Genomic DNA, 22,374 nt, shown 5'->3' with positions numbered 1-22,374 from the left:
CGGCAAGGCGGGGCGCCGCTACGGTTGAGCTGTGGGTGTTGTCGAGCTGGGCACCAATTCCGAGGTCGGCGCGTTGCGCGTGGTCATCCTGCACCGCCCCGGCGCCGAACTGCTCCGCCTGAATCCGCGCAACCTCGACCAGCTGCTGTTCGACGGCCTGCCCTGGGTCGCCCGCGCGCAAGACGAGCACGACCAGTTCGCCGATCTGCTGCGGTCCCGCGGCGTCGAGGTGCTGCTGTTGTCGGACCTGCTCACCGAGGCGCTGACGCACAGCGGAGCCGCCCGGATGCAGGGCGTCGCGGCCGCCGTCGACGCGCGACGACTCGGAGTGCCCTTGGCGCAAGAACTTTCGGCATACCTGCGGGGGCTCGAGCCGGCCCGGCTGGCTCAGGTGCTGATGGCCGGCATGACGTTCAACGAGTTGCCCTCCGACACCCGGACCGACGTCTCACTGGTGCTGCGCATGCATCACGGCGGCGACTTCGTCATCGATCCGCTGCCCAACCTGGTGTTCACCCGCGACTCGTCGATCTGGATCGGCCAACGGGTGGTCATCCCGACGCTGGCGCTGCGAGCCCGCACCCGCGAGGCGTCGCTGACCGATCTGATCTACGCCCACCACCCCCGATTCACCGGCGTGCGACGCGCCTACGAGTCGCGCACCGCCCCCGTCGAGGGCGGTGACGTGTTGCTGCTGGCGCCCGGGGTGGTCGCGGTCGGGGTCGGGGAGCGGACCACTCCCGCCGGCGCTGAAGCGTTGGCGCGCAGCCTGTTTGACGACGACCTCGCGAACACGGTGCTCGCGGTGCCGATCGCGCAGCGGCGCGCCCAGATGCACCTGGACACGGTGTGCACCATGGTCGACACCGATACGGTGGTGATGTACGCGAACATCGTCGACTCGTTGTCCGCCTTCACGATTCAGCGCACGCCGGACGGGGTCGCCATCAGCGACGTGGCCCCCTTCCTGGAGGCAGCGGCCAAGGCGATGGAGATCGACCAGCTCCGCGTCATCGACACGGGCCTGGATCCCGTTGTCGCCGAACGCGAGCAGTGGGACGACGGCAATAACACGCTGGCGTTGGCGCCCGGCGTGGTAATCGCCTACGAACGCAATCTGCAGACCAACATTCGCCTGCAGGACGCCGGCATCGAGGTGCTCACCATCGCCGGCTCCGAACTGGGTACCGGCCGCGGCGGACCCCGGTGCATGTCCTGCCCCGTCGCCCGCGACCTGCTGCCCTAGACGCGTCGAGATTGCCGCCACGGTCGCGATTCGCGCGTGAACCGCAGCCGTCATGGCAATCTCGACGACGAACGGCGGGCCAACGCTTCGCGCGCACGTTGGACGATGAGGTTCGGACGGTCCTCGTTGATCACCCTGATCACGTTCCAGCCAAGTCGGCCAACCATCTCGGCTCGCCGGATGTCTTTGACGTACTGTCTTCGATCGGTGCGATGTTGCTCGCCGTCGTACTCGACCGCCACCATCGGCGCTTCCCACCCCATATCCAGGTAAGCCACCACACGTCCGTCGGTGACCCGAATCTGCGTGGCAGGCGCGGGGAGTCCCGCGTCTATGAGGACGAGTCGCAGCCAGCTTTCTTTGGGTGATTGCGCGCCGCCGTCCATGAGTGCCAAGGGCGTTCGGCACCGGCGCACTCCTCTCGCTCCCTTGTGGGTGATGATCAATGGAGTCACTTCGGCCGCGGTGACACCCGTCGCGGCGGACAACGCGTCGAGATGAGCGACTGCTGATCCCCGCGGTAGGTGCCGGCCCAGATCGAACGCCGTACGCGCCAGGCTGGTGACAGGTAGCCCGCCCAGGTCAACGATCTCGTCGGCGCCGATTCGTTCACGGCGAACGATGATTCCGGGCGGAGGATGGTTGAACGGCCCGATGATCTCTATCGGTGTGGATTCGTCGACCCACTTGTCCCCATGGAGCGCCGCCGCCGCGCGGCCCGCGACGATTCCCCGGCGGCCTGACCATAACCACGCCCCGACGATGTTGTCCCGCAAGGATCTCGAGGCGCCTTTCGGCAGGTAGACGTCTTGATGAATCCGCCGGTAGTTCCAACGCAATCGGCCCCGGGTCAGCCCGCCGCGCGCTACCGCCTCGGTCCCGAGGAAGACCCTCGCCACGCGCTCATCATGATGGTCGGCGCCGCTGTCGCGTCCACATTGCCGCCATGGCTGTGGACAAGGCGCGAAGCGCAGCCCTCACGGCAATCTCGGCGGCGAAAACTAGCGCCAGCTGGGCAGCCAGATCTCCATATTCCAGGTCTGCTGCGAAATCGGCAGACCGGTGAGCACCGGGAACAGCCACGCGAAGTTGGTGACCACCAGGGCCACGTAACAGCACACGGCGATCAGTCCAAGAGTGCGTCGCTCGGAATTCGGCTGCAGTCGCAGCCGCCGGGGCGGGGCGCCGGGGGTGTAAAGAATGTCGCCGCAAATGAGCGCGATCGCCATCACCAAGAACGGCGCCATGGTCGCGGCGTAGAAGAAGTACATCTGCCGGTCGATGTCGGCGAACCAGGGCAGCCAGCCCGCGCAGTAACCGACCAGCACCGCGGCGTAACGCCAGTCGCGGCGTACCAGCATGCGCCACAACGCGAAAACCAACACCGGCACGGCCAGCCACCACATCGCAGGGGTGCCCACCAGCATCTCGGCCTTGACGCACGATTGCGCGCCGCACCCGGCGACGTTCTGCTCGTCGATGGCGTAGAGCACCGGCCGCAACGACATCGGCCAACTCCACGGTTTGGATTCCCACGGGTGGTAGTTGCCCGCGGAATTCGTTAAGCCCGCGTGGAATTGGAACGCCTTGGCCGTGTAATGCCACAGCGATCGGATGGCGTCGGGCATCGGAACAATCGCATGGTCGCCGATCGTCTGGCCCACCTCGTGCCGGTCGATCGCGGTCTCGGAGGCGAACCACGGCGCATAGCTGGCCAGGTACACCAGCACCGGCATGACGCCCAGCGCGTACGCGGTCGGAACCAGGTCGCGGCGCAAGGTCCCCAGCCACGGCCGGGTCACCTGGTACTGACGCCGCGCGGCCACGTCGAAGGCCAGCGACATGGCACCGAAGAACAACACGAAGTACAGGCCGGACCACTTTGTGCCGCATGCCAAGCCGAGGAGGATCCCGGCGCCAACGCGCCACCACCGCACACCCAGCCGGGGACCCCACACCGTCTCGGCGTTGCGGCCCTCGGCCAGCGCGATGTGCATCCGCTGCCGAACCTGGTCGCGGTCGACGATCAGCGCGCCGAACGCAGCGACCACGAAGAACGTGAGGATGCCGTCGAGCAGGGCGGTCCGCGAGGCGACGAAGCTGACGCCGTCGCAGATCACCAGCACGCCGGCGATCGCACCGATCAGCGTCGAGCGGCTGATCCGCCGGACGATCCGCATCACCAGCGCCACCATCACGACGCCGAGCAGTGCGCCGGTGAACCGCCAGCCGACCCCGCTGTAGGCGAAGATCGCCTCGCCGAGGGCGATCAGCTGCTTGCCGACCGGCGGGTGGACGACCAGGCCGAAGCCCGGGTTGTCTTCCACGCCGTGGTTGTGCAGCACCTGCCAGGCCTGCGGCGCGTAGTGCTTTTCGTCGAAGACCGGGGTGCCGCCATCGGTGGGCGAGCCCAAGTTCAGGAACCGGGTCACCGCCGCCACCAGCGTGATCACCCCGGTCACTACCCACCCGCGGATCTGATCGGTCGGCCCGAAATCGGCCACCGGCACCAGCGGTCCGGGGCTGACGACGGGCACGGCGCGCTCCGCGTCGGCACCCTCGGTGTGCAAGGGGGATTCGCGGGGCGGGGCAGTCATCGGTGTCGATCGTAGGCTGTCGGTCATGACCACCGGCCGCCTGTTGCTGGGCGCGACCCCCCTGGGCCAGCCGTCGGATGCCTCACCCCGCTTGCTGGACGCCCTGGCCCGAGCCGATGTGGTGGCCGCCGAGGACACCCGCCGGGTGCGCACGCTGGCCAAGTCCCTCGACGTGCGAATCGCCGGTCGGGTGATCAGCATGTTCGATCAGGTCGAGAGCACCCGGGCACAGTCCGTGATCGAGGCGATCCGCGCGGGCGCGACGGTGCTGGTGGTCAGCGACGCCGGGATGCCGCTGATCAGCGATCCCGGCTACCGGCTGGTGACGGCCTGCGTCGAGGCCGGCCTGTCGGTGGGATGCCTGCCCGGGCCGTCGGCGGTGACGACCGCGCTGGCCCTGTCCGGTCTGCCGGCCGAGAAGTTCTGCTTCGAGGGATTCGCGCCACGCAAGAAGGCGGCGCGGCGGACCTGGCTGGATTCGTTGGCCGACGAGCGGCGCACCTGTGTGTTCTTCGAATCGCCGCGCCGGTTGTCCGCCTGTCTGCGCGACGCGGTCGAGCGGCTCGGCGGCGAACGCCGGGCGGCGATCTGCCGGGAGCTGACCAAGGTGCACGAGGAGGTGGTCCGGGGATCGCTCGACGAACTGTCGGCGTGGGCGGCCGACGGTGTGCTGGGTGAGATCACCGTGGTGCTGGCCGGGGCCACCCCGAGCGCCGACCTGGCGTCGCTGGTCGCCGAGGTCGAGGAGTTGGTGGCCGACGGCGCTCGCGTCAAGGACGCCTGCGGCCAGGTGGCGGCCGCCCATCCGGGGGCGCGTTCGCGCCAGCTCTACGACGCGGTGCTGCGGTCACGACGCGACTAGCGGCGGTCGCAAGCGCGGCGAAGCCGGGCGTAGCGGGCCGCCGCCATCAGGACTAGCCGCTCGGTCAGCCGGCGGCGATGGACGGCAGCCCGACGATGGGGGACGCCTTGTGCAGGCATTCGGCCCACTCGGCGTCCGGGTCGGAGTCGGCGGTGATCCCGCCGCCGACACCGAGCACCGCGCCGCCCGCGGCGTCGAATTCGACGGTGCGGATCGCGACGTTCAATTCGCAACCGGCCACCGGCGAGGCCAAACCGATTGTGCCGCAGTATATTCCACGACGATTCGGCTCCCACTGCGAAAGCAGTTGACGGGCACGGTGTTTGGGCGTCCCGGTGACCGAGGCTGGCGGGAACGTGGCGTCCAGCAGCGCCGACGTCGGCAGTTCGGTGGGGACCTGCGCGGACACGGTCGACACCAGGTGCCACACCCCCGGGGCGCGCCGCACCACCAACAACTCTGGCACGGTCACCGTTCCGACGATCGCGACCCGGCCGAGGTCGTTGCGCACCAGGTCGACGATCATGATGTTCTCCGCGACCTCTTTCGCCGACGCCCGCAGCGCCGACGGCCAGGCGTCCAGCGGCAAGGTGCCCTTGATCGGGCTGGACGTGACGATCGTGCCGCGCCGCCGCAGGAAAAGCTCTGGCGACAGCGCCGCCACCGCACCCCAGGCGCCGGTGACGTAGGCCGCCCGTGCCGGGGAGGTGCGCGCGACGCCGTCGATGAAGAAGTCCAGCGGGTTGCCGGTGACCGTTCCGGTGAACTGCGTGCACACGCACGCCTGGTAGACCTCGCCGGCGCGGATGGCTTCCAGGCAGGCCAGCACCCCGTCGCGATGCGCCGCCCGATCGGCGATGCCCCAGTCGATGTGGCACTCGCGCGGCGGAGCCGTCGGCGTGGTCAGCGCGGTGGCGAGCCAGTCCGGCATCGGTGCACCCGAGAGGCTCTCGTACCACCACTGCCCGTCGCGGTCGCGGCGAAGCACGCTGTCGGTCCAGCCGCCGGCGGCCTCGGGAATCCGGTTTGGCCGGGCGTCGGCGCCGGGGTCGGGATACGACAGGTAACCGATCCAGCCCCCGCCCACCGCGTGCGGCTCGGACGTCCGCGATGCCGGGACCGCGAACACGTCGCCGACTTGGACCGGGCGCACCGACAGGCTTGGCGCGATCACCGCCAGGGCGCCGAACCACTCGCCGGTAAGCGCGGCCGGCGGCGGGAGACCCAGCCGGGTGGTGGCGTCACCGACGGCGCGCAGCACCTGGGGTGCGGCGCCGAGATCGCCGAGCCGGTCGATGCGCACCGACCCAGTGTGCCGCTCAGCCGCGGCTGATGTCGCGGGCGGTGGCCAGGGCGGCCAGCTTCTGCGGGTTGCGCATCACGTAGAAGTTGGTGATCTTGTCCTCGGCGATCTCGAGAGTGATCACGCCCTCGAGCTGTTCGCCGAGGTAGAGCAGCACCGCCGGGGCGCTGTTGCAGGTCACCATCTCCACCCGCATCGCGCCCATCGTCGCGGCCCGGCGCATCAGGCCGGCGATCGCGCGGGCGACCTTCTGCGCGCCGACCACCGGCCGGCGGGCGGCGCTCACCACGCCACCGCTGTCGGCCGTCCAGGTCGCGTCGGGGGCGAGCATCGTCATCAGCGCGTCCACGTCACCGCCGGCCGCCGTCGCCAGGAACTGCGCGGTGATCTCGGCGTTGCGTTCCGGGTCGACCGAGTCGAATCGCTTCCGCCGGGCCCGCACGTGTTCGCGGGCCCGGTGCGCGACCTGCCGGACGGTGGGCGCCGGCCTGCCCACCGCCTCGGCGATCTCGGCATAGTCGAAACCGAACACCTCGCGCAGCACGAACACGGCCCGCTCGTCGGGACTCAGCGTCTCCAGCAACACCAGCATCGCCATCGAAATCGATTCCGCCAGAACGACGTCGGCCGAGGGGTCCTGCTCGTCGAGCAGCAGCGGTTCGGGCAGCCACGGCCCCACGTAGTCCTCGCGCCGGCGAGCACCGGCCCGCAGCGAGTTCAGCGCCTGGCGGGTGACCAGCTGGGCCAGGTACGACTTGGTGTCGCGCACCGTCGCCAAGTCGACCGCCGCCCACCGCAAATAGCTGTCCTGCAAGACGTCGTCGGCCTCGGTCGCCGAGCCCAGCATCTCGTAGGCGATGGTGAACAGCAGTGGCCGCAGCAAGGTGAACCGTTCGGCGTGCTCGCTGCCGGTCGGTGCTTGCGTCATCGCGCGGCGACCTCCTCGTCGGCCGGTGACTGCGCGGGCCGCTTGCCACCCTTGATCCAGAAGTACGAACCGGGCTTGGCGGCCTCGCGCCGGATCGACCACAGCGTGCCCTTGCAGATCGCCTCCTTGACCGAAGCCGCCGCCCGGCCGCCGAGGAACATGTTCACCGGGGTGTCGTCGGTGCGGGAGAACTGCACGGTCGCGTGGGTGCGGCCCAGGCTGATGCATTGCCCGACGAACGCCTGGCTCAGGGCCGCGGGGACGTCGCCGGCGATGCGGCTGAGCACCGTGTTGGCGGCCTGGACACCCAACGGGCCGGCGGCCTGGCAGCTCATCCGCAACGGCTGACCCGACGGCGCGGCGGCGTCACCGGCGGCCACGATGCGCTCGTCGTCGATGCTGGTGAGCGTCTCGTCGGTGAGCAGCCGGCCCATCGGGTCGGTGTGCAGCCCGCTGCGCGTGGCCAGATCCGGCACGGCGAATCCGGCAGTCCAGATGGTCGCCGCGCTGGGCAGCACCACGCCGTCGGTGAGCACCACCTCATCCCAGCGCACCTCGGCCACCGCCACGGACTCCAGCACGTTGACACCCAGGCCGCGCAGTTGTTTGGCCACCGAACGCCGGCCCCGCTTGCTCAATGACGGACCGAGCACCGGGCCGCAGACCAGGGTCACCGGGCGGCCACCCTCGGCCAGCTCGGACGCGGTCTCGATCCCGGTCAATCCGCCACCCACCACGGTGATGGGTGCCGGCAGCGGCAGATCGGTGAGCGCGTAGTGCAGCCGCTGCGCGCTTTCCAGATCAGCGACCGAATGTGCGAATTCGGCGAAGCCCGGCACCGCCGATGCGGTGACACCGGTGCTTCCCACGGCGTAGACCAGATAGTCGTAGCTCAGCTCGGCACCCGAGGAAAGCAGCACCCGCCGGCCGGCGGTCTCGATCCGATCGACGCTGTCGACGATCAACCGGATCCCTTCGCCGAGCAACGTCGCGTAATCGGCCGTCGGCGCGCCGGTGTCGGCGACCAACTGGTGCAAGCGGATTCGCTCGACGAAGACCGGTCGCGGATTCACCACCGTGATGTCGATGTCCGGGCGCTGGCGCAGATGGTTGGCCGCCAGTGTTCCGGCGTATCCGGCGCCGACAACGACGACATGGGTTCTTTCGGGGGCTACCTCGGTCATGGCTGTCTCCTTTTTCGTGAGGACGTGTGCCCTTTGAGACACCGCAGAACCGCCGAGCGTGACAGGCACGCCCGCAATTGTGACCCGTCTCACTGCGCGCAGCTTGCCCGTGCACCCCCGCTGAGCTGCAGCGAAGCTATGCCGAAACGCGCATGATACGCTGCGCTACGCCAATTTGTGGCCTGCCCCAGGCCGGATTCACGCACCACTGGAACGCGCGAAAATATGGGGCCACCTACCCGCGCATCGGTGTGTATTGGGAGAAGCAACCTTGACGACGACGATCGTTTTGACTGGGCCCGGCGGCGCGCCGGCGCAGTCGCACAACCCTCGCGGCCCGTGGTCGCCGGGCGCGATCTGACGCCACCATGGTGTGCTCATGGAGGAAATGCGCGCTGGCCGCTGTCCTGTGCGCGGCGGCGGCGCTCAGCGGTTGCGGTGACAAAAGCGACCCTGGACCGCTATCTGCGATGGTCAGCCCGGCCATCCCGCCCACCGCGCAAGAGATACCCAACCCGCTGCGTGGCCAGTATGAGGAAATGCTGAATCCGCTCTTCCCGCAGGGTAATTCGGCGCAACAGCGATACTCCGCCTGGCCGGCGTCGTACGACGCCAGCCTGCGTGTCTCCTGGCGGCAGCTGCAGCCCGTCGATCCCCGCACCTTGCCCCCCGACGCGCCCGACGACCGCAAGTTCGACTTCAGCGCCGTAGATGACGCGCTGACCAAGCTCGGCAGTCGCAACATGCGCCTCACCCTGGGCGTGTACGTCTACAAGTCCTGCTGCAACGATTCCTACGCCGGCAACACCAACATCGCGATCCCGGACTGGCTGCGTCCGTCGGCGGCCAGCTATCCCGCGGCGCCGGCCGGTTCCGCACCGGGCGTCACCCAGGTGGTGCCGAACTTCAACGACGCCGACTACCTCAACGGCGTGGGCCAGCTGCTGGCCGCGCTCGGCCGCCGCTATGACGGCGACGAGCGGCTGTCCGTGTTCGAGTTCTCCGGATACGGGGACTTCGGCCAGAACCAGCTCGCCTATCTGCGGGATTCGCTGGGCACCGCGGGGCCCACCCCCGACGACAGCACCGCAAAGCTGGGCTATTACAGCCAGTTTCGCGACCAGAGCATCACCAAAGCTTCGATCGCCCAGCTGGTAGCGGCCAACGTCAACGCCTTCCCACACACCCAACTGGTGGTTGCTCCGCAGAATCCGGAGATCGTCCGCCAGCTGTTCGCCGAGGACGTCACCAAGAAACTGGCCGCACCGGTCGGCGTCCGCGCCGACTGCCTCGGGGTGCAGACGCCGTTGCCGGAATGGGCCGAGTCGAACGACTCGCAGTACGTTCGGTCCAACGACGCGGTCGTCAACGCGATCAGGCAGCGGCTGATGAGGGCGCTGGTGATCAGCCAGTGGTGCCGCCTGCCCAAAGGAGCCGATGCGCGGTCGTACTACGAAAAGGGCCTGCACGACGTCATCCGGTACCACGTATCGATGACCTCCAGCACCGATTTCCCGGACCGCGATGCGGCGTCGGCGATGGACCCCAAGCTGTTTCAGTTATGGAGCCAGGCCAATACCTCTGCCGGCTACCGGTATTCGGTCGAGGCGAAGCCGGGCTCGCAGTCGATCCAGGGCAAGGTGGCGACGATCTCGGTCGACTGGACCAACTACGGCGCGGCGGCGGCCACCGAGGCCTGGGTGCCCGGCTACAAGCTGGTCGACTTCTCGGGCGCGGTGGTTCGCAGCCTGCCCGCGACGGTCAATCTCAAGACCCTGGTCCACGACGAATCCAGCCCGTCACGCGAGGAGCCGGTTGCGGAGTCCGCCACCGAGTCGGTACGCGTCGACGTGACGGGCCTGGCGCCCGGTCACTACACACTGCGCGCCTCCGTCGAATGGCAACAGCACATACCGGGCGCCTCACACGTCGTGAACTACGCACCGATGGCCCTGGCGCGAGACGGGCGCGACGGCGCCGGGCTGTACCCGATTGCCACACTTGACATCCCGAGTGACTCCGTTAGCGGGCAAAACTAACGATCCACGGCGTGTGACACGTTCTGATGGATCGACGACCGCCTATGCTGGAGATCTGCGGTATTGACGCAGGTGTCAACCGTCGGTTCTGTGGCTGCTAACCTCGGGAGACAGCTCGATGGCTTAAGCGACACGGACGCGTGTTCGCTCCACTTTCGGAAGAAAACGAGGTAGTCGTGCCCTGCGTGAGCTCGAGGTGGCGGCCGCCGATGCGAGCCCCCGGCGGCTATCTCGCCGGGAAATGCGCGTCAAACCTCGCGCTGCGGGGAACCCGAGCTAGCGAGTGCGATGACGACTCATTCGACTGAAGGACGAGCGGATGCGACCCGGCAACAGATCCTGCGGGCCGCATCCCGTGAGTTCGCGCGCCGTCCGTACCACGCCGTAGGTCTCGACGACATTCTGAGTGAGGCCGAACTCACCAAAGGCGCGATGTACTTCCATTTCAGGTCGAAGCACGCGTTGGCAGTCGCGATCATCGACAGCCTGACCGAGGCGGGCACCGACGACGTGCACGATCTGATGACGCGCGGGCGCTCGGGCCTCGAGACCCTGATCGACTTCTCGTACCTGATCGCCGTCAAGGACATCAAGACCGACGCGGTCAGGTCGGGGCTGAATCTGATGGAGTCGGTCGGCCTGGCGGATGGGCTGCAGGAGAAGTTGCAAGATCAATGGATCAGCGCCCTGGCCGGTGTCGCCGAGCAGGCCAAGAGCGAGGGCGACATCGACCAATCGTGCGACCCGGAGGACATCGGCCGCTTGATGGTTTCGCTGCACATCGGGCTGCGAAAAACCAGCAATCTGGACGAACCCGCGCGGTTCCTGCTGGACCTGGAAAAGTGTTGGTTGCTGCTGCTGACCGGGATTCTGCAAGCGGGCCGCACCGAGTACTTCCGCCAATTTCTCCAGAGGCGAGCCGCGCTGGCCATCGACACCAGTTCAGCGGATGCCGACGAGCAGCAGTGACGGCGGACTGCCACCATGGCACGCCAAGTTCGGGCTGAAGCCACTCGCCGAAAAATTCTCGATGCCGCGATCGAAGTTTTCGGTGACGTGGGGTACGCCGCCGCTGGATGGAACACCATCATCGAGCGGACGGGAATGACGAAGGGCGCCCTCTATCATCATTTCGATTCGAAGGAAGCGTTGGCGGCGAACATCATTGAGGAAGGGTCCTACACACTTCTCAGGGCTTTCCGCAACGTCGGTGGGTCGTCGTCGCCCGGGCTGGAGAACCTGTTGCACGGCACATTCACAGTCGTTGAGCTGTTGAGCTCGGACAGAATGGCCCGCGCGGCTGCACAATTGGCCATCGCTTTGGGCGGGTTCAACCCGACCGCCTCGAGCTTCTACGCCAACTTGATTCGGGAGGCGGCACACGAGGCGCGGCGCGCTATCAAAGAGGGGGACCTCCGCAGTGAGATCGACCCCGACGTGTTCAGCGCCTCGATCATCGGCGCCATATTCGGAACGCAATTGGTAGCCAACGCGATATGGAGCCACGACAAAGTCGGCAAGGTCATCGGTGATCCCACCGCACGCTTGCATCAAATATGGAATTTGCTGCTCCCAGGTGTTGTCTCAAAAGCGTCGCTGCCCTACTTCGAGCAATTCCTCTACCGCGAAGAAACACGCCGCACCGCGGCCAGGGCTTCCCGTGAAGAGGCCGCAACGGAATCGGAAATCAACTAGATCCCGCGCGTTGTTGCCTCGACCCGCGGCGGAGGCTAGTGGCCTCTTCCCAGAGCTGTTCGGTCAGATCCTGAAACGCCGCAATCGCGAACTGGTCGTCCACTTGCGTGGTTGCGGAGTTGCTCATCATCGCGCGCACGACCGAGCCGTCTTTGTGCGCCATTTCGACGACCGTATTCGCTAGCGCATGAACCGTCGCCAACACCGAATCCGATTCCTGCGCGTGGAGGAAGACCTGTTCGAATCGCAGCGACAAGGCCTCGTCTCGCCGATAGCCCATCATGTCGGCAAAGGCGGTGTTGGCGAACAGGACACTGCCGTCATGTCCGATCGCCAGCACGGGAACCGCGATTTGCTCCAGCGCGACCAAAGCCGGCAGGCGCTGCAATGCGGCCATCGGCGATTCGCTCGGTGGCCGGTGGTCTCGTCGGTCCACCGGCCGATTATGGCCTATCCCTGAAGGCTGTGCTCGGCGCTTTCACCGATGCGGACGACCCATTGCTCCCGGCTGCTCACCCAGCTTCGGAAACCGGCTGGTAGCGGGGAAACACGCCCGTGGGAGCGGGCAGCGCCGTGCCGGGCGCCAGGCGCGTGCCGACGGCGGCGAACGCTCGCTGGTCGCGCTCCTGCCCGAGCAGATCGAGCAGCTTGCCGGCCGACTCCGGCATGACCGGCTGGGCCAGCAGCGCGGCGATGCGGACCGCCTCACAGGTGACGTACAAGACCGTGCGGAACCGTCGCTGGTCGGCCGCGGATTCGCTCTTGCGCAGGACCCACGGTTGCTGCGCCGAGAAATACTTGTTGGCCTCGCCGAGCATCAGCCAGATCGCCTCCAGGGCCAGATGCATCGCCTGGGAGTCGAAGTGGGCCCGCACCCGGTCCATCAAACCGTCGGCTGCCGCGAGCAACTCGGAGTCGGCGGCAACCAGCTCACCGGGTTCGGGAACGACCCCGTCGAGGTTCTTGGCGATCATCGACAACGACCGCTGAGCCAGGTTGCCCAACTCGTTGGCCAGGTCGGAATTGATCCGGGTGACGACGGCGTCTTCGCTGAAGCTGCCGTCCTGCCCGAAGGGAACTTCCCGCAACAGGAAATACCGCACCTGATCCACGCCGAACGTGTCCACCAGGTTGATCGGGTCGACGACGTTGCCCACCGACTTGCTCATCTTCTCGCCCTTGTTGAGCAGGAAGCCGTGCGCGAAAACCCTACGCGGAAGCTCGATTCCGGCCGACATCAAAAACGCCGGCCAGTACACAGTGTGGAATCGGATGATGTCCTTGCCGATCATGTGCAGGTCGGCCGGCCAGTAGCGCCGGAACCGCTCGGATTCGGTGTCCGGGTAGCCGACCCCGGTCAGGTAGTTGGTCAGCGCGTCGACCCAGACGTACATGACGTGGTCGGGATGCTCGGGCACCTGCACGCCCCAGTCGAACGAAGTGCGCGAGATGGACAGATCGCGCAGGCCGCCCGAGACGAAGCTGACCACCTCGTTGCGCCGCACGTCGGGTCCGATGAACTCGGGGTGCGCCTCGTAGTGGGCCAGCAGTCTGTCGGTGTACGCCGAGAGCCGAAAGAAGTAGGTCTGCTCCTCGGTCCACGTCACCGGGGCGCCGGTCTCCACGGCAAGCCGGGTGCCGTCGTCGAGGAGTTTGGTCTCCGATTCAACGAAGAACCGCTCGTCGCGCACCGAGTACCACCCCGAGTAGGTGTCCAGGTAGATGTCACCGGCCGCCGCCATCCGACGCCAGATCTCCTTGGACGCCTCGTGGTGGTCCGGATCGGTGGTGCGGATGAAGCGGTCGAAGGAGATGTTCAACCGCTCCTGCAGCCGCTGGAACACATCGGAGTTGCGCCGGGCCAGCTCGGCCGTCGGGATGCCCTCGGCCGCCGCCGTTTCGACCATCTTGAGGCCGTGTTCGTCGGTGCCGGTCAGAAACCGCACATCGAACCCGTCGAGCCGCTTGAACCGGGCGATCGCGTCGGTCGCGATGTACTCGTACGCATGCCCGATGTGTGGATCGCCGTTCGGATAGGTGATCGCGGTGGTGACGTAATAGGGCCTCATCGCCCTCAACCTTATTTGGGGGCACCTTATTGTGTGCGCGTGAGCTCCAAACGCCAGCCGCCCCCGGCCCCCGAGCCGTTGAGCCCACTCGTCGACGCGCACACCCACCTGGATGCGTGCGGCGCCGCCGACGCCGAGGGCGTGCGGGCGATCGTGGACCGCGCGGCGGCGGTAGGGGTGCGGGCGGTCGTCACCATCGCCGACGACCTCGATTCGGCGCGCTGGGTCACGCGCGCCGCCGAGTGGGACCCGCGGGTCTACGCTGCGGTGGCCTTGCACCCGACCCGCGCCGACGCGCTCGACGACGCCGCCCGAGCCGAAATCGAGCGACTGGTGGCCCATACCAGGGTGGTGGCGGTCGGCGAAACCGGCCTGGACTTGTATTGGCCCGGCCGTCTGGACGGCTGCGCCGAGCCGGCCGTGCAGCGCGAGGCGTTCGCCTGGCACATCGACCTGGCGAAGCGATGTGGCAAGCCGCTGATGATCCACAACCGCGACGCCGACGCCGAGGTCCTCGACGTGCTGGCGGCCGAGGGCGCCCCGGACGCCGTGATCTTTCACTGCTTTTCGTCTGACGTCGCCATGGCCCGCCGCTGCGTGGACGCCGGGTGGCTGCTGAGCCTCTCCGGTACCGCGAGCTTCCGCAACGCGCACGCCCTGCGCGAAGCCATCCCGTTGATCCCGCCGGGGCAGCTGCTGGTGGAGACCGACGCGCCATTCCTGACGCCGCACCCCTATCGGGGGACTGCGAACGAGCCCTATTGCCTTCCTTATACTGTTCGGGCGATCGCCGAACTGGTCGGTCGTCGCCCGGAAGAGCTGGCCGAGATGACAACTCGCAATGCTGCGCGGGTGTACGGATTGGTCACAGTGTGAGGTAAACGACCAGGCGCTTTGGTTTAAAGTCGCCGCGTTGGAGTTGCCCAACCTTGACCGGTTCGTTACCGTCTTGTGATCGAACGGTAGGGCCTACGGGCCCTTAATTTGTGACTTGCTGCTGAATGAGTTGGTCGTTGAGGGTTGGGTAGCGCGCGTTGAGTGTATTGACAAAACTGCATCAGAATCCTTCGCCGATGTTGCGGCTCGTGGTCGGAGGGCTGCTGGTAGTCCTGGCATTCGCGGGTGGATACGCGGTCTCGGTGTGCAAGACGGTGACGCTGACCGTCGACGGGGTCGCCATGCAGGTGACCACCATGAAGTCGCGGGTGATCGACGTCGTTGAAGAGAACGGCTTTGCCATCGACGAACGCGACGACTTGTATCCCGCCGGTGATGTCGCGGTCCACGACGCCGGCAAGATCGTGTTGCGGCGCAGCCGCCCACTGCAGATCTCGTTGGACGGCCGCGACACCAAGCAGGTGTGGACCACCGCATCCACAGTCGACGAGGCGCTGGCCCAGCTTTCGATGACCGACACCGCGCCGGCCGCGGCCAACCGCGGCAGCCGCGTTCCGCTGGCCGGAATGGCGCTGCCCGTGGTCAGCGCGAAGACCGTCCGCATCAACGACGCCGGCGCTATCCGCAATGTGCACCTGGCGGCGCCCAACGTCGCCGGCCTGTTGAGCGCCGCGGGCGCACCGCTGCTGGACAGCGACCAGGTGACGCCCCCCGCGAGCATGCCGATCGTCGACGGGATGGAAGTCCAGGTCACCCGTAACCGGATCCAGCAGGTCACCGAGCGAATCCCGCTGCCGCCCACCGCCCGTCGCATCGAAGATCCGGGCATGAACATGAGCCGCCAGGTCGTCGAGGATCCGGGCAGCCCGGGCACCCAAGACGTCACCTTCTCGGTGGCCACCGTCAACGGCGTCGAGACGGGCCGGCTGCCGATCGCCAACACGGTGATCATGCCCGCCCGCGACTCGGTGGTGCGCATCGGCACCAAACCCGGCACCGAGGTGCCTCCGGTCAGCGACGGTTCCGTCTGGGATGCGATCGCGAGCTGCGAGGCGGGCGGAAACTGGGCGATCAACACCGGAAACGGGTATTACGGCGGTGTGCAGTTCGACCAAGGCACCTGGGAGCGCAACGGCGGTTTGCGGTTCGCCTCTCGCGCCGACCTCGCCACCCGTGAAGAGCAGATCACCGTTGCCGAGGTGACCCGTGAGCGCCAGGGTTGGGGCGCGTGGCCAGTGTGCAGCGGAAGAGCTGGTGCACGCTGACCGTTCGGCTGCTCGGGCGTTCCGAGATCAGGCGGCTGGCGAAAGAACTTGAATTTCGGCCACGGAAATCCCTCGGCCAAAACTTCGTTCACGACGCGAATACGGTGCGCCGGATCGTTTCGACCTCCGGGGTGGGCCGGTCTGACCATGTCCTGGAAGTCGGGCCCGGGCTGGGGTCGCTGACCCTGGCATTGCTCGACCGCGGCTCCTCCGTCACCGCCGTCGAAGTCGATCCGGTACTGGCCGAACGGCTGCCGCAAACCGTTACCGAGCACTCCAACAGCGAAAGCCAGCGCCTTACGGTGGTCAATCGCGATGTCTTGACCCTGCGCCGCGACGAGCTCGCCGTCCCGCCGACCGCGGTGGTGGCGAATCTGCCCTACAACGTCGCCGTTCCGGCGCTGTTGCACCTGCTCGCCGAGTTCGAGTCCATTCGCACCGTGACCGTCATGGTGCAGGCCGAGGTCGCCGAGCGGCTGGCCGCCGAGCCGGGTGGCAAGGAATACGGCGTGCCCAGCGTCAAGGTGCGCTTCTTCGGTGGGGTTCGTCGTTGCGGCATGGTGTCGCCGACCGTCTTCTGGCCGATTCCCCGCGTCTACTCCGGCCTGGTTCGCATCGACCGGTACGCGACCTCGCCGTGGCCCACCGACGAAGCCTTCCGCCGCCAGGTGTTCGAACTGGTCGACATCGCGTTCGGGCAGCGGCGCAAGACATGCCGTAATGCGTTCGTGGGCTGGGCCGGCTCGGGCAACGAGTCGGCGGATCGGCTGCTGGCCGCCAGCATCGACCCCGCCCGCCGCGGTGAGACCCTTTCCATCGACGACTTCGTCCGGTTGCGGCAGCGGTCCGCCGATCGGCCCCCTGGCACAGCAGCGACCGCCGAGCAGGGGGCGTCCGCGGGCTGACGGCGGCCGCCGGGGCGCCGTTGCGTGTGATCTGCCGGTTGCAGCGATAGTCTGCTGCGGTGTCAGCGTCTGATGGCAACACCGCCGCGCAGTGGGTTCCCACCGGCTCGGTCACGGTTCGGGTGCCCGGAAAAGTCAACCTCTACCTGGCGGTCGGTGACCGCCGCGAGGACGGCTATCACGAGCTGAACACGATCTTTCAGGCCGTCTCGCTGCTCGACGAGGTGACGGTCCGCAACGCCGATGTGCTCTCGTTAGAGATCGTCGGCGAGGGCGCCGAGACGCTGCCCACCGACGAACGCAACCTTGCCTGGCAGGCCGCCGAGCTGATGGCCGAACACGTCGGCCGGGCGCCGGATGTGTCGATCATGATCGACAAGACCATTCCGGTGGCCGGCGGTATGGCCGGTGGCAGCGCCGACGCTGCGGCAGTGCTGGTCGCGATGAACTCGCTGTGGGAGCTGAACGTGCCCCGCCGCGATCTGCGCATGCTGGCCGCTCGCTTGGGCAGTGACGTGCCGTTCGCGCTGCACGGCGGAACCGCGCTGGGCACCGGCCGCGGCGAGGAGTTAGCGACCGTGTTGTCCCGCAACACCTTCCACTGGGTGCTGGCGTTCGCCGACAGTGAGCTGCTGACGCCGGCCGTGTTCGCCGAGCTGGACCGGCTGCGCGAGGCGGGAGATCCGCCCCGGTTGCCCGCTCCCGGGCCGGTGCTGGCCGCCCTGGCCGCCGGCGACGCCGAGCAGTTGGCGCCGCTGCTGGGCAATGAGATGCAGGCGGCCGCGGTGAGCCTGCACCCCGCCCTGCGGCGGACGTTGCGCGCCGGTGTCCAGGCCGGGGCGCTGGCGGGCATCGTGTCCGGTTCGGGCCCGACGTGCGCCTTCCTGTGCTCGTCGGCGGCCGCCGCGGTCGACATCGGGACCGAGGTGTCCGGCGCGGGTGTCTGCCGCACGGTGCGGGTGGCCAGTGGGCCGGTGGTGGGCGCGCGCGTGGTGCCTACACCCACCGAAGTGTGAATTTCTTCCCAACGTGTGCGTTGGTTTGGCGCCTCCCTAAGAGGAGTTTAAGATGAGGCGCGGTGACCGGAAGCGCTGCCGGATCGCGGCGGATGCGGAGGCATCATCGATCCGAGACCTAACCGCCGCTCAACTGTGTTGGCGTGCTTGCGGCGAAGCGCTACCCAGCGGGCGGACCATGAAATCCGGGGCGTTGGTACGAGGGCTGCAACCGAGGAGGATTTGTGAGCAGGTTTACCGAGAAGATGTACCGCAATGCCCGGTCCGCGACGACGGGCATGGTCACCGGTGAACCCCACGAACCGGTCCGTCACACCTGGGGCGAGGTCCACGAACGCGCGCGCCGTATCGCGGGTGGCCTGGCCGCCGCGGGCATCGGGCCCGGCGACGCGGTCGGCGTGCTCGCCGGTTACCCGGTGGAGATTGCGCCGACGGCGCAGGGCCTGTGGATGCGCGGCGCGAGCCTCACCATGCTGCACCAGCCCACGCCACGCACGGACCTGGCCGTGTGGGCCGAGGACACCATGAACGTCATCGGCATGATCGAGGCGAAGGCCGTCGTCGTCTCGGAGCCCTTCCTGGTGGCCATCCCGGTCCTCGAGGAGAAGGGCATTCACGTCGTCACCGTTGCCGATCTGCTCGCGGCGGAACCGGTCGACCCCGTCGAGGTCGGCGAGGACGCGCTCGCGCTGATGCAGCTGACGTCGGGATCCACCGGATCGCCCAAAGCGGTGCAGATCACCCACCGCAACATCTACTCCAACGCCGAGGCGATGTTCATCGGCGCCCAGTACGACGTCGACAAGGACGTCATGGTCAGCTGGCTGCCCTGCTTCCACGACATGGGCATGGTCGGATTCCTCACCATCCCGATGTACTTCGGTGCCGAGCTGGTCAAGGTCACCCCGATGGACTTCCTGCGGGACACGCTGCTGTGGGCCAAGCTCATCGACAAGTACAAGGGCACCATGACCGCGGCGCCCAACTTCGCCTACGCGCTGCTGGCCAAGCGGCTGCGCCGGCAGGCCAAGCCCGGCGACTTCGACCTGTCGACCCTGCGGTTCGCGCTGTCCGGCGCCGAGCCCGTCGAGCCCGCCGACGTCGAGGACCTGCTCGACGCGGGCAAGCCGTTCGGCCTGCGGCCGTCGGCGATCCTGCCGGCCTACGGCATGGCCGAGACCACGCTGGCCGTGTCCTTCTCGGAGTGCAACGCCGGTCTGGTGGTCGACGAGGTCGACGCCGACCTGCTGGCCGCCCTGCGCCGGGCCGTGCCCGCCACCAAGGGCAACACCCGCCGGCTGGCCACGCTCGGCCCGCTGCTGAAGGACCTCGAGGCGCGCATCATCGACGAGAACGGCGAGGTGATGCCGGCGCGCGGGGTCGGAGTCATCGAGCTGCGCGGCGAGTCGCTGACGCCCGGCTACCTCACCATGGGCGGGTTCATCTCGGCCCAGGACGAGCACGGCTGGTACGACACCGGTGACCTCGGCTACCTGACCGAGGAAGGCCACGTGGTGGTGTGCGGCCGCGTCAAGGACGTCATCATCATGGCGGGCCGCAACATCTATCCCACCGACATCGAGCGCGCCGCTTGCCGCGTCGAGGGTGTGCGGCCGGGCTGCGCGGTCGCCGTGCGCCTGGACGCCGGCCATTCCCGCGAGACGTTCGCGGTGGCCGTGGAGTCCAACGCCTACCAGGACCAGGCCGAGGTGCGCCGCATCGAGCACCGGGTCGCCCGCGAGGTGGTGGCCGAGGTCGACGTCCGGCCGCGCAACGTGGTGGTGCTCGGCCCGGGCACCATCCCGAAGACGCCGTCGGGCAAGTTGCGCCGATCCACGTCGCTCGACCTGGTCACCTAGTCCGGTTACGCGGCGGCTACCAGGCGTGGACGCGGTTCTGCGCGGGCTCTAGCCCCAGTTCGATCAACAACTCGGTGGCATCCGCGGCCTGCTCGCAAATGGTGGGGACCTCGGGGCGCTCAGCGGCGCCGAAGTTCTCCAGCACGAACACCGCCGGATCCTTGCGTCCGGGCGGACGGCCGATCCCGATGCGAACCCGCTGAAAGTCCTTGCTGCCCAGAGCGTTCCCGACCGAACGCAGACCGTTGTGGCCACCTTCGCCGCCCCCGATCTTGAGCCGGATACGGCCGAAGTCCAAGTCGAGATCGTCGTGTATGACGATGATGTCGCCCGGTGTCACCGAATAGAACTTCGCCAAAGGGCCGACCTGACGGCCGGATTCGTTCATGTAGCAGCGCGGCTTGGCCACGATCACCGAATGCCCGGCGAGGCGGCCGCTGACGATCTCGGCACCGGAACGCTTGTGCGCCTTGAACTTCGAACCCATCCGCGCCGCGAGCAGGTCGGCGACCATGAAGCCGACGTTGTGTCGGGTCCGGGCGTAGTTGTCTCCGGGATTGCCCAGGCCGACGACCAGCAACGGCTCGGCCACGTTGTGATCCGCCTACTCGGACTCGGCTGCGGCGGCCTCTTCTTCGCCGGTCTCGCCCGCTTCCTCGCCTTCGGCCGCAGCGGCTTCCTCGGTGACCTCGCCGGCGCCCTCTTCGGCGAGCTCCTCCTCCGTCGGCGCGGTGACGACGTTGACCACCAGCGTCTCCGGGTCGGAGATCAGGTTGACACCGTTGGGCAGGACGATCTGTCCGGCGGAGAACTGGGTGCCGGGCTCGGCGCCCTCAACCGACACCGTCAACTGCTCGGGAATCGACAGGGCGTCGGCCTCGATCTCGATGGCGCTGGCGTCCTGCGTCACCAGGGTGCCGGGCACGGCGTCGCCCTCGATGACGACGCGGACCTCGACGACGACCTTCTCGCCTCGACGCACGACCAGCAGGTCGGCGTGCTGAATGGTGCGGCGAATGGGGTGGATGTCGAGCGACTTGGTGAGCGCCAGCTGCTCCTTGCCCTCGATGTCGAGGGTCAGCACCGCGTTGGTGCCGGCGTGCCGGAGCACCGCCGCGAAGTCATGGCCGGGCAGTTCCAGGTGCTGCGGGGCGGAGCCGTGGCCGTAGAGGACGGCCGGGATCTTGCCGTCGCGGCGGGCCCGCCGCGACGCACCCTTGCCGGTCTCGCCGCGGACCGCGACCTTGAGCTGGTTGAGTGCTTGCTTGGCCATCTTGTCGCTCCTGTGTGCTCGCCTGTGTTCGGGGCACGGCCGGGGTCGCGACGATTCGTCGGTCTCCGTCGATAACGGTGCTGGCCAGCCAGCCACCCTCGCCGTGACGCCCGGCCAGGTTAGCGCATCCGCACCTCACAGGGGAAATTTCGTGGCCGGTCGCGGTCTTGTCACACCCGTCACACGCCGGGGGCATGTTGCTTTTGCGGTCGTGTGCGGCCGTGGTGCGGTCGACCTGGGTTGTCGCTCGAAGGCGGGCAAAACGTCTATCGGCCGGCGAGGGACTCATGTGACACGTGCTCAGAGGGGAAAGGGGGTCTTCGTGAGCTGCTCGGACAGCGACCACAGCGCCGACGCGGTGGCCGTGTCCCGGGCACGCCGGCTGCGCGCGACCGGTTGCGTGCGGCCGATCTGACCGAATCGCGGGCCCACGAAGGTGTCGCCGGGCAGATCCTGGGACGCCGCGTACAGGGTTTGCCGGGCGCCGAAATCGGCGTCCGTCGCGACCACCCGGGTGACGGCCGACATCAACGTGTCACCCAGCTTGCGGCCGGAGGCGCCCTGCAGGTTCGTGTGCGAATAGCCGGGGTGGGCGGCGAGCGCGCGCAGCGGGGAACCGGCGGCGGTCAGGCGGCGCTGCAGCTCGCTGGTGAACAGCAGGTTGGCGAGCTTGGACTGGCTGTAGGCCAGCCACGGCGAGTAGCGCCGGTTCTGCCAGTTCAGGTCGTCGAGGTTGATGGTTCCGGGCCAGTGCGCCATCGACGACACTGTCACCACCCGATCGGTCAGCTTGGGCAGCAGTAAGTTCGTTAGCGCGAAATGGCCGAGGTGATTGGTGCCGATCTGGGTCTCGAAGCCGTCGACCGTCAGGCCGAAGGGGGCGGCCATGATGCCGGCGTTGTTGATCAGGACGTCGGCCTGGCCCACCCCGTCGGCGAATCGCCGCACCGACGACAGGTCCTGCAGGTCGAGCTCCCGCACCTCGACCTGACCGGCCATCCGCCGGGCCGCGGTCTCGCCTCTGCGGATGTCGCGGACGGCCATGATGATCGTGGCCCCTCGTCGCGCCAGCTCGCGGGCGGTCACGGCGCCCAGCCCGCTGTTGGCGCCGGTGATGACGACGGTTCGTTCGGCGAACGACGGGAGATCAGCGGCGGTCCAGCCAGTCATGCGTGATAACACTAATCGCGGAGCGCGCCGCGCCGCGGCACGGCCGCCGAGATTGCCGTCAGGGCT

The 22,374-nt window shown here is 67.9% G+C and carries 20 protein-coding genes; 10 read left to right on the top strand and 10 right to left on the bottom strand.

The features are described from left to right. Nucleotides 1–31: 31 nt before the first annotated feature. Nucleotides 32–1,246, top strand: a complete 1,215-nt coding sequence (arcA, locus tag AC5Y4T_RS07010; protein WP_499918439.1) for an arginine deiminase — start codon at nucleotides 32–34, stop codon at nucleotides 1,244–1,246. Nucleotides 1,247–1,296: 50 nt separating this feature from the next. Here the strand turns inward: arcA and AC5Y4T_RS07005 are convergent, their stop codons facing one another. After that, entirely contained in the window at nucleotides 1,297–2,145 is an 849-nt protein-coding gene (locus tag AC5Y4T_RS07005) for a DUF559 domain-containing protein (RefSeq protein WP_499952529.1), read from the bottom strand. A 102-nt stretch (nucleotides 2,146–2,247) separates the two neighbouring features. Next, a complete protein-coding gene (locus AC5Y4T_RS07000; protein ID WP_499952528.1) occupies nucleotides 2,248–3,843 on the bottom strand; it encodes a dolichyl-phosphate-mannose--protein mannosyltransferase in 1,596 nt (531 codons plus the stop codon). Between the two features lie 25 nt (nucleotides 3,844–3,868). Here AC5Y4T_RS07000 and rsmI point away from each other — a divergent pair, with 25 nt between their 5' ends. After that, nucleotides 3,869–4,705, top strand: a complete 837-nt coding sequence (gene rsmI, locus AC5Y4T_RS06995; protein WP_499952527.1) for a 16S rRNA (cytidine(1402)-2'-O)-methyltransferase — start codon at nucleotides 3,869–3,871, stop codon at nucleotides 4,703–4,705. 64 nt (nucleotides 4,706–4,769) lie between these two features. Here the strand turns inward: rsmI and AC5Y4T_RS06990 are convergent, their stop codons facing one another. From AC5Y4T_RS06990 to AC5Y4T_RS06980, 3 genes are read right to left on the bottom strand one after another with little or no spacing between them, the layout of a single operon-like run. After that, nucleotides 4,770–6,008 carry an aminodeoxychorismate synthase component I gene (locus AC5Y4T_RS06990; protein ID WP_499950865.1) on the bottom strand — a complete coding sequence of 413 codons (1,239 nt, stop codon included), beginning with the start codon at nucleotides 6,006–6,008 and terminating at the stop codon, nucleotides 4,770–4,772. 16 nt (nucleotides 6,009–6,024) lie between these two features. Continuing rightward, entirely contained in the window at nucleotides 6,025–6,936 is a 912-nt protein-coding gene (locus tag AC5Y4T_RS06985; RefSeq protein ID WP_499950864.1) for an RNA polymerase sigma-70 factor, read from the bottom strand. After that, a complete protein-coding gene (locus AC5Y4T_RS06980) occupies nucleotides 6,933–8,120 on the bottom strand; it encodes an NAD(P)/FAD-dependent oxidoreductase (protein ID WP_499952526.1) in 1,188 nt (395 codons plus the stop codon). The genes AC5Y4T_RS06985 and AC5Y4T_RS06980 overlap by 4 nt, the downstream gene beginning before the upstream one ends. A gap of 368 nt (nucleotides 8,121–8,488) precedes the next feature. On the opposite strand from AC5Y4T_RS06980, the gene AC5Y4T_RS06975 reads away from it, so the two are divergent. The 3 genes from AC5Y4T_RS06975 to AC5Y4T_RS06965 all read left to right on the top strand — a co-directional run bounded on the left by AC5Y4T_RS06975 (nucleotide 8,489) and on the right by AC5Y4T_RS06965 (nucleotide 11,854). Then, entirely contained in the window at nucleotides 8,489–10,159 is a 1,671-nt protein-coding gene (locus AC5Y4T_RS06975; protein ID WP_499952524.1) for a hypothetical protein, read from the top strand. Between the two features lie 288 nt (nucleotides 10,160–10,447). After that, on the top strand, nucleotides 10,448–11,128 hold the full coding sequence (locus tag AC5Y4T_RS06970) for a TetR family transcriptional regulator (RefSeq protein ID WP_499952523.1): 681 nt from the start codon (nucleotides 10,448–10,450) through the stop codon (nucleotides 11,126–11,128). Nucleotides 11,129–11,143: 15 nt separating this feature from the next. Beyond that, nucleotides 11,144–11,854, top strand: a complete 711-nt coding sequence (locus tag AC5Y4T_RS06965; protein WP_499952522.1) for a TetR family transcriptional regulator — start codon at nucleotides 11,144–11,146, stop codon at nucleotides 11,852–11,854. Here the strand turns inward: AC5Y4T_RS06965 and AC5Y4T_RS06960 are convergent. After that, nucleotides 11,847–12,251: a PAS domain S-box protein gene (locus AC5Y4T_RS06960; protein ID WP_499952520.1), complete on the bottom strand. Its 405-nt coding sequence runs from the start codon at nucleotides 12,249–12,251 to the stop codon at nucleotides 11,847–11,849. The two genes, AC5Y4T_RS06965 and AC5Y4T_RS06960, sit on opposite strands and share 8 nt — an antisense overlap. A gap of 115 nt (nucleotides 12,252–12,366) precedes the next feature. Further along, nucleotides 12,367–13,923, bottom strand: coding sequence for a methionine--tRNA ligase (gene metG / locus AC5Y4T_RS06955; protein WP_499952519.1), 1,557 nt, complete (start codon nucleotides 13,921–13,923; stop codon nucleotides 12,367–12,369). A 33-nt stretch (nucleotides 13,924–13,956) separates the two neighbouring features. Here metG and AC5Y4T_RS06950 point away from each other — a divergent pair, with 33 nt between their 5' ends. From AC5Y4T_RS06950 to AC5Y4T_RS06930, 5 genes are all read left to right on the top strand, one after another. Beyond that, nucleotides 13,957–14,799 (top strand): TatD family hydrolase, encoded by an 843-nt coding sequence (locus tag AC5Y4T_RS06950; RefSeq protein WP_499952518.1) that lies wholly within the window; start codon nucleotides 13,957–13,959, stop codon nucleotides 14,797–14,799. 158 nt (nucleotides 14,800–14,957) lie between these two features. After that, on the top strand, nucleotides 14,958–16,085 hold the full coding sequence (locus AC5Y4T_RS06945; protein ID WP_499952517.1) for a resuscitation-promoting factor: 1,128 nt from the start codon (nucleotides 14,958–14,960) through the stop codon (nucleotides 16,083–16,085). Next, nucleotides 16,049–16,990: a 16S rRNA (adenine(1518)-N(6)/adenine(1519)-N(6))-dimethyltransferase RsmA gene (gene rsmA / locus AC5Y4T_RS06940; RefSeq protein ID WP_499952516.1), complete on the top strand. Its 942-nt coding sequence runs from the start codon at nucleotides 16,049–16,051 to the stop codon at nucleotides 16,988–16,990. The genes AC5Y4T_RS06945 and rsmA overlap by 37 nt, the downstream gene beginning before the upstream one ends. Before the next feature lie 59 nt (nucleotides 16,991–17,049). Next, a complete protein-coding gene (locus tag AC5Y4T_RS06935) occupies nucleotides 17,050–18,006 on the top strand; it encodes a 4-(cytidine 5'-diphospho)-2-C-methyl-D-erythritol kinase (protein WP_499952515.1) in 957 nt (318 codons plus the stop codon). Nucleotides 18,007–18,230: 224 nt separating this feature from the next. After that, nucleotides 18,231–19,865, top strand: coding sequence for a fatty acyl-AMP ligase (locus AC5Y4T_RS06930; protein WP_499918423.1), 1,635 nt, complete (start codon nucleotides 18,231–18,233; stop codon nucleotides 19,863–19,865). 16 nt (nucleotides 19,866–19,881) lie between these two features. On the opposite strand, the gene pth is transcribed toward AC5Y4T_RS06930, so the two are convergent. From pth to AC5Y4T_RS06915, 3 genes are all read right to left on the bottom strand, one after another. Further along, on the bottom strand, nucleotides 19,882–20,457 hold the full coding sequence (gene pth / locus AC5Y4T_RS06925; RefSeq protein ID WP_499918422.1) for an aminoacyl-tRNA hydrolase: 576 nt from the start codon (nucleotides 20,455–20,457) through the stop codon (nucleotides 19,882–19,884). Between the two features lie 12 nt (nucleotides 20,458–20,469). Then, entirely contained in the window at nucleotides 20,470–21,138 is a 669-nt protein-coding gene (locus AC5Y4T_RS06920; protein WP_499952514.1) for a 50S ribosomal protein L25/general stress protein Ctc, read from the bottom strand. 300 nt (nucleotides 21,139–21,438) lie between these two features. Then, nucleotides 21,439–22,308, bottom strand: coding sequence for an oxidoreductase (locus AC5Y4T_RS06915; RefSeq protein WP_499952513.1), 870 nt, complete (start codon nucleotides 22,306–22,308; stop codon nucleotides 21,439–21,441). Nucleotides 22,309–22,374 lie beyond the last annotated feature (66 nt).

The organism is Mycobacterium sp. NGS11, assembly GCF_059813315.1.
This window is presented reverse-complemented; position numbering and strand designations above follow the sequence as displayed.